At 62.2% G+C, this 6,973-nt stretch carries 8 protein-coding genes and 1 pseudogene; 4 read left to right on the forward strand and 5 right to left on the reverse strand.

Annotated features, from left to right (window positions below; translation table 11 throughout):
* Positions 1–729: FecR family protein (locus tag BLX41_RS08710; RefSeq protein ID WP_259744571.1), on the forward strand; the 729-nt coding region annotated here is incomplete at its 5' end.
* A gap of 97 nt (positions 730–826) precedes the next feature.
* Positions 827–3,661, forward strand: coding sequence for a TonB-dependent receptor (locus BLX41_RS08715; RefSeq protein ID WP_123724537.1), 2,835 nt, complete (start codon positions 827–829; stop codon positions 3,659–3,661).
* Positions 3,662–3,682: 21 nt separating this feature from the next.
* Here BLX41_RS08715 and BLX41_RS08720 read toward each other — a convergent pair whose 3' ends face one another.
* Entirely contained in the window at positions 3,683–4,366 is a 684-nt protein-coding gene (locus tag BLX41_RS08720) for a hypothetical protein (RefSeq protein ID WP_148059698.1), read from the reverse strand.
* On the reverse strand, positions 4,363–4,632 hold the full coding sequence (locus BLX41_RS37245) for an SMI1/KNR4 family protein (RefSeq protein ID WP_123724539.1): 270 nt from the start codon (positions 4,630–4,632) through the stop codon (positions 4,363–4,365). The genes BLX41_RS08720 and BLX41_RS37245 overlap by 4 nt, the downstream gene beginning before the upstream one ends.
* Before the next feature lie 82 nt (positions 4,633–4,714).
* On the opposite strand from BLX41_RS37245, the gene BLX41_RS08730 reads away from it, so the two are divergent.
* Positions 4,715–4,876, forward strand: coding sequence for a DUF2986 domain-containing protein (locus BLX41_RS08730; RefSeq protein WP_123724540.1), 162 nt, complete (start codon positions 4,715–4,717; stop codon positions 4,874–4,876).
* 107 nt (positions 4,877–4,983) lie between these two features.
* On the opposite strand, the gene BLX41_RS08735 is transcribed toward BLX41_RS08730, so the two are convergent.
* The 3 genes from BLX41_RS08735 to BLX41_RS08745 form a co-directional block, all read right to left on the reverse strand.
* Positions 4,984–5,460 (reverse strand): GNAT family N-acetyltransferase, encoded by a 477-nt coding sequence (locus BLX41_RS08735; RefSeq protein WP_185073453.1) that lies wholly within the window; start codon positions 5,458–5,460, stop codon positions 4,984–4,986.
* Positions 5,461–5,508: 48 nt separating this feature from the next.
* A complete protein-coding gene (locus tag BLX41_RS08740; RefSeq protein WP_123724541.1) occupies positions 5,509–6,054 on the reverse strand; it encodes a P-loop NTPase family protein in 546 nt (181 codons plus the stop codon).
* 122 nt (positions 6,055–6,176) lie between these two features.
* Positions 6,177–6,389 (reverse strand): hypothetical protein, encoded by a 213-nt coding sequence (locus tag BLX41_RS08745; RefSeq protein WP_123724542.1) that lies wholly within the window; start codon positions 6,387–6,389, stop codon positions 6,177–6,179.
* Positions 6,390–6,594: 205 nt separating this feature from the next.
* Between BLX41_RS08745 and BLX41_RS08750 the strand changes: the two are divergent.
* Positions 6,595–6,810, forward strand: a pseudogene (locus tag BLX41_RS08750) (tRNA (adenine(22)-N(1))-methyltransferase TrmK); the annotation flags it as partial.
* Between the last annotated feature and the right edge of the window lie 163 nt (positions 6,811–6,973).

Consider the following 6,973-nt stretch of genomic DNA (forward strand, 5'->3'; position numbering starts at 1 on the left):
GATCCGCAGCGACGGCGACAGGTGCTCAAGTGCCTGTTGGCGCTGGGATTGCTGGGAGGCGTTTCCTGGCAGGGTGCCGATTCCACCCTGGTGCGTTCAGCCTTGGCCGGTTATCGCACCGGCATCGGTGAGCGGCGACGTTGGGCTCTGGCGGACGGCGGGTCGCTGTGGCTGAACACGGCCAGCGCGGTGAACCTGGACTTGAGTGCAGGGCAACGCAGCGTGCAGTTGATCGAGGGCGAGCTGGCGCTGGATACCCCGGCCGGATCGGCCTCCCTGCAAGTGCAAACACCGGATGCGCTGTTGTACAGCCGCGGCGCCCATCTGCTGGTGCGCCATGATCGCCAGGGCACTCAGGTCACCGTGCTGCGGGGGCTGGTGCAGGTCAGTGCCCGGCAGCAATCGGTCCCGCTGTCATTGCAGGCCGGCTGGCAAACCCGGGTCGATGGTCGGGGAGCAGGGCAGCCCAGTGCCATCGATGTGTTTCTGGCCCAGGCCTGGATGCGCGGCATCCTGCCCGCCGAGCGCATGCGCCTGGATCGGTTGCTGGCTGAGCTGTCGCGCTATCGCCCGGGTTATTTACGTTGCAGCGAAGCGGTTGCCGCTTTACGGGTGACCGGCAGTTTCCAGCTGGACGACACCGATGCCGCCCTGGCCCTGGTGGCCAATACCCTGCCGGTGCGCATCGAGCGCAGAACCCGTTATTGGGTGACTGTGGTGCCGGCCTGAAAATTTTTTTTCACCTGCGCGATAGTTTTTTCGATCTGGCTTGGCCTTCAGGTATTACCCGCCGGCACAGGTGGGTTTCGATTCCTAGGAGCCTTGCATGATTTTCCCCGCTCGTGTCTTGCGTACCCATACCTTCGGCCTGCTGTTGCTCAGCCTGCAACCGCTCTACAGCGAGATGGTGCTGGCTGCCGGCGAGCGCCACTACAGCATCGGCGCCGGTCCCCTGGACCAGGTGCTGTCGCGTTTTGGCGCCGAGGCGGGAATCAGCATGGCCGGCAGTGCGCTGCTCACCGCGGGCAAGACCAGCCAGGGCCTGCAAGGGGATTTCAATACCGAAGCGGGTTTGAACCAGCTGCTGGCGGGCACCGGCCTGGGCTACGTGCGCCAGGCCGACGGCGGCTATGCCTTGCGCCTGCGCCTTGATGCGGTGTCGCTGCCGACCCAGAAGGTCAAGGGCGAGAACCCTGACGAGGAGGAGGTGTACCGGGCACCGCGTTCGTCGGTGTACATCTCCGCCGACGACATGCAGCGCTTTGGTGTGGTGTCGGTGGGCGACGTGCTCAAGGGCCAGCCCGGGGTCCAGGTCGGCGACAGCCGCAATGGCGGCGGCCTGGATGTGAACATTCGCGGCATCCAGGGCCAGAGCCGAGTGGCGGTGACGGTGGACGGTTCGCAACAGGCGCTGGATGTCTATCGCGGTTATGCCGGCACCCAGCAACGCAGCTACATCGACCCGGACATGATCAGCGATATCGCCATCGACAAGGGCCCGAGCCTGACCTCCAGCGCTATCGGCGGCACGGTAAAGATGCGCACCCTTGGTGTCGGCGACATCCTCAAGGACGGTCAGAATGTCGGCCTGCGGCTCAAGGGCGATGTCTGGAACAACGGCGTGGCTCCGGCCCGTCGCGACCCCCACTCCAAGACCGAGGACCTGTACTCGGAACCGCACCAGAGCCGCGGCGGGCTGTTCGGCTCGGACGCGGAGGCCGGCAGCGCCGCGTTCGCCTATACCCATGAACTCTTCGATGTAGTAGCGGCCTACGCCCATCGCAACCAGGGCAATTATTTCGCCGGCAAGAAGGGCCAGGATCGCTACCGCACCTTTGACCGCTACGGTGATGAAGAGACCAGCGTGGCCACCACCTACAACGCCGGGGAAGAGGTGCTGAACTCCTCGTCGAAGACCGAATCCTGGCTGCTCAAGACCACCTTGCGTCCGGCGGACGGCCACACCTTCGACCTCGGCTACCGGCGCTATGACGGACGCATCGGCGAGATCATGCCCTCGGACATCTTCCGTTTCGGCACCGGCGGCATCTACCAGTACCCCCTGGGCCACACCCAGATCGACACCTACACCGCGCGCTACAACTACCTGCCCGCGGACAACCCGCTGCTGGACCTGACTGCCGACCTGTGGATGACCGATGCGCAGACCAGCCAACTGAGCGCATGGTCGGCACCGGCCTCCCAGGCCTATCGCACGGACCGCTCCTGGAACCGTCAGGCCAACCGCCGCACGGGCGGCGGTCTGGCCAACACGTCGCGCTTTACCACCGACTATGGCGACTTGAAACTGGACCTGGGCGGCTCGTTTCAGCTGGAGGAACTGCGCCCGCAAAAAGGCGTGGTCACCACCCAGGACGACATCAACGCCAACCGCAGCTTGCGCGAGGGCTCCCGGCAAGAGTTCAGCTTCAACGGCAAGCTGGAATACCAGCCGGTGGACAGCCTGACGCTGTGGGGCGGTGGTCGCTACACCCACTTTCACAGCAAGGACCACGTCGCCTATTCGACTGCGCGCAAAGAGGTGCGAGAGCACAAGTACGTGACCGTTTCAAAGCCGGGGGACTATGGCTACCTGATGTGGTTCCCGGACCAGAACGGGCTGTACACCGATGCGACCGACCCACGCTTGAACAACGCGATTGTCTTCAACAACACCAACTTCCCGTTCGAGGGCACGCCCTATAACCAATTCGGCGCGACCGAGACGGAGGTCGGCGACTCGCAAGTGGGGCGGGTGGTCACCGGGTTCAACTATTCGGGCAAGGACAGCAACAGCGGTGGCGCCTTTGCCCCGGCCTTCGGGATCAATCTCGAAGTGCTGCCAGACACCTTTGTCTATGCCTCCTACACCCAGGGTTTTCGCATGCCTTCGCTGTTCGAGACCGGTCGCGGTGTGCAGCAGACCACGCCGGGCAAGGGCCTGAAGCCCGAGCGTTCGAGCAACTGGGAGATCGGCGCCAGCACCCTGCAAAAGGGCCTGTTGGTGGATGACGATTCGGCGGCGATCAAGCTCGCCTACTTCAACAACAGCATCAAGAACTACATTACCCGCTACTACGATCCGAGCCCGGGCCTGTGGGGCCTGATGCGCTTCAGCAATACCGACAGCTACACCACCCGTGGCCTGGAACTGCAAACCCACTACGATGCCGGACGGATGTTTGCCGACCTGTCGTCCACCTACTACCTGAAGACCGAAACCTGTGACGCGGCCTTCGCCGCCACCCTGCGAGCCACCAGCAACCCCTACCAGAAAACCGCCGACACCCCGGACTGCACCCCGGGCAGCTTCATGGGTTCCTACACCAACACCCAGAACCCGCCGCGCTTTGCCGGCAACCTGACCACCGGCCTGCGCTTCTTCGACCAGAGCCTGACCCTCGGCACGCGCATTACCTACACTTCGGGACCCACCGTCACCGCCGACAAGCCCTGGCAGACCGGCGCCACCACGCCACAACTGAACTACCGCGAAGTGGCGCTGTTCGATCTGTTCCTCAATTACAAGTTGAAGGAAGACGCCAGCCTCAACGTGTCGCTGCAAAACCTCACCGACCGCTATTACCTGGACCCGCTGGCGCAGAGCTTCATGCCGGCGCCGGGGCGCACGCTGCGGGTGGGGATGCAGGCGAAGTTCTGAGAGGGGTAGGAGGGGAGTCGATCATTCCCCTCTGACACGCTTGAGCCAGTTCCAGAACGGATCGTCCGATTCTGCGGCGTCCATGCTGACGGTGGTGGGGACGATCGCCGATGCCCGCGGCGGAATGCTCAGCCCCAATTGCTGTTCGACATGGTTGCGCAATAGACGCGGAGGGGGCGGGTAGTCGTCATCATCGTATTCATCCTCCCGTACCTCTTGCGGTGTTCGCTCGAACTGCTCTGGCCAGCAGAGCTCGTTGTAACCGATCGCCAGCAGGCGCAGCAGGTCTTGCATGTTGTCCGTCAGCACGCAGAGCATCAGCGAACCGGAACCCGAGCCCAGGTGGACGATGCGTTGCCGGCCATTGTCGTCCCGCCACAGCCCGGCCCAGGAACCGTCTGCGCCGGTTCGCAGGAATATCGCCAGGCGCTGGTTCACCTCGGGATCATCGCTGGCAGTCCAATAGGCGCTTCGGGCAGGTTCTGGCAGGTAGAAAGTGGTAGTGGCGATAGCGCTGTATTCAGGTTCGGGGTGCAGGGTCATGTAGCGCACCCCGTCACGCCGGGTCTGCACGCAACCATGCTCTTCCAGGTATTGAAGGGTTTGCTGCAGCAGTGCCGGCAGCGGATTGGCGGCAGCAAAGGCGCGGGCCATTTCATCGGTGAAGGTCATGGCCCCTGGGGGCGGCGACTTTGGAGGGTTCACCGGTCCTCCTTCAACATGCCAAGCACGTCTGTGAATGAGTCAGCCACGTAAGATATCGCCTCCGGTGCGTCCGGTTCGTGAAAGTAGAAAACGACCTTGGGGGACAAGGGGTTCTCAGAATGATCAAAACACAGACAGTCACCGCCTCCACCCACGCTGATCTGCAGGAAATGACCCGGTAACTGCTTGTGCAGCGCTGAACCTGCATTCCACTCCATTGCAGAGCCTCTTTTCAGTCTTCTTGCGGTGGGGCGATCTTCAATCATTTCCTGGATTGACGAAGAGTTGCCAGCCCCGCCGAGCGGCGGCTGATATCATGGCGGCACTTAAAAAGCCGGGCAGCCCCAGATGAATCGTCGTAAAAAAATCCAGCAACTATTGAAGGCCCACGCCAAGAAGGCCAGTGCCAAACTGGCTCCGCAAAAAAAGTCCAAGTACATCAGCAAGGCTGATCGGGCGAAGCTGGCCACCGAGTCCAATGACGATGCTGTGGTTGTCACTGAGAGCTGATCCGTCCGCTTGCAGTCCAATGGACCTTTATCTGGCCGACTTGCGCGACGCTATCTTTTCTCGGGCCTAGCACACCTCTGGCCAGCAGAGGCGCGGCCGGGTCAGTTTTACAGAGGGCAGAGCATGGTCTGCGCCTTGATATGGGGATGGCTTTCCAGGGGTTCCCACTCATCGATGAAGACGAATCCCTGCTTCAGATAGAAGTGTGCGGCTCTTGCGTTCTCGAGGGCGACGTCCAGATACACGCACTCATGGCCCTGGTCTCGCCCACGGGATTTCACCGCGTCTACCAGCTTCGCGGCCACGCCGCTACCCCGTGCGTCGGGGGCCACCCACATGCCGATCAAGTTGTAGCGGTTCGCGCCACTGACTGCGGCACCAATCATTCCCACCGGTTGCTGGTCCTTGAAGGCCAGCCAGAATTGGCTACCGGTTGACGAGGCGCGGTCCTGCCACTGCTGGTCACTGTAGTTAGCGGCAGTCTGGTAACTCACGCCAAAGGCAGTCGGGGTGTCCTGAAGTGCCGCGAGACGAACGCGCTTCAACAGCATCCAGTCTCTGGTTTGCGTCAATCGAATGTCCATGATTTTCCTGAAGGGGAGAGGCTCAACAACTAGCGAATCCGGCGAGCATTATCCTTGCAGCTTGAAACTGCCTTGGGCCGTGGCGGACAGGCTCTGTACAAATGCACCGATCTCTTGGGCACTGCGCAGGTGAACGACAGGCACCTGTGGCCCGATAGCCAGGCGTACAGCCTCGATGCCTGGGCGGTTTACCCTATCGAAATTCCACACGAAATTCAGAAATTTCAGGAACTCCCCGTTCAGCTTTTCGCTGCAGCCAACAGGAAGATCGGCCCGGGGGCGATTCAGCAGGCTGCGCAACATCACTCGCCGCAGGCAAGTGGTGCGGTGGGGGTCGAGCCAGATGATCAGGTCGGCACGGGGTAGTCTCAAGTCGAAGGTGCGCCGGGAGTAGTTGCCTTCACAGATCCAGGCATCCCCGCAGACGGCCTGCCGGACTCGGCTGCGGAAAACCTCATTGTCCGCCTCGACCCAGTCGGGCTCCCAGAACAGCCTGTCCAGGTGTACCACCGGCAACTGAAGGCGGCGGCCCAGTTCACGGGCCAGGGTCGATTTGCCACTTCCCGCATTGCCCAGAATCACGATGCGCTGCATGAGCCAGTCCCTGCTGAAAAAACCGCCAAGCCTAGCATTCACCGATTGCCGAAAAACCTGTGCTCTTCGAAAACGAGCAAAAAAACTGCGGATTATCCGGCCCCGGGCCCCGGTGGCGCCCACTACGTTTGCTCTTGTTCGGCAAGGTCGGTCTTGTATTCGCCCCACTCCATGTGCGCGTAGTACTGGGTCATTGCTTCGAAGTGGCTGTGGGCTTCAATTTCCCACACAAGCCGGGCGTCGGGGTGAAGCAGTTTGCCTGCGGTGTTTCCCTGTGGGCCGCCCAGACAGAAGGTCTGGCAGTCATCCGGTTCCATCCAGAGTTGGTAATTCATCTTTGGTACCCACCTTTTTTGCTTTGGTGCGCCCGTTAGCCTTTTGCCCCTGGGCTTCTGAGTGGGGTGGGTGCGCTATCGCGGTTTTGCTTCGATCGACCTAGATCGAGCCGACCGAGCGCAGGTATTTTCGTGCCTGACGGCCGGTGATCTTTTCTGGCTCAAGGACATACAGCGAGCTCCAAAGCGGCGGTAGACATTGTCCATGTGCCTGGCGTGTGTGGCGGCGCATGTACCGGTCGGCGCGCGCCTGGCCGATATCGGCTCGGATCACGGTGATTTGCCGGTGGCCTTGCTGCTGCGCGGCAGTATCAGCGCGGCAGTGGCCGATGAGGTGGCGTTGACGCCATTCCACGCGGCCTGGCGCACGGTACGCGACGACGGCCTGGAGCAGCCGCTCAGCGTAATGCCGGCACCGGGGCGCACGCTGCGGGTGGGGATGCAGGCGAAGTTCTAGGGGGCGGGCGGCCTTTTCCGGACCAGGTAGCAAGGTACGGCCTTGCCGCGCCGGTCTTTTACTGCGGCGGTTCGACGCAGTAAAGTAGCCGCTTTCGCCCCCATCGGCAGGCACCCCCCCCCGACTT

The sequence above is a fragment of the Pseudomonas protegens genome, from assembly GCF_003732485.1.
In the GTDB taxonomy this organism is placed as follows: domain Bacteria; phylum Pseudomonadota; class Gammaproteobacteria; order Pseudomonadales; family Pseudomonadaceae; genus Aquipseudomonas; species Aquipseudomonas protegens_B.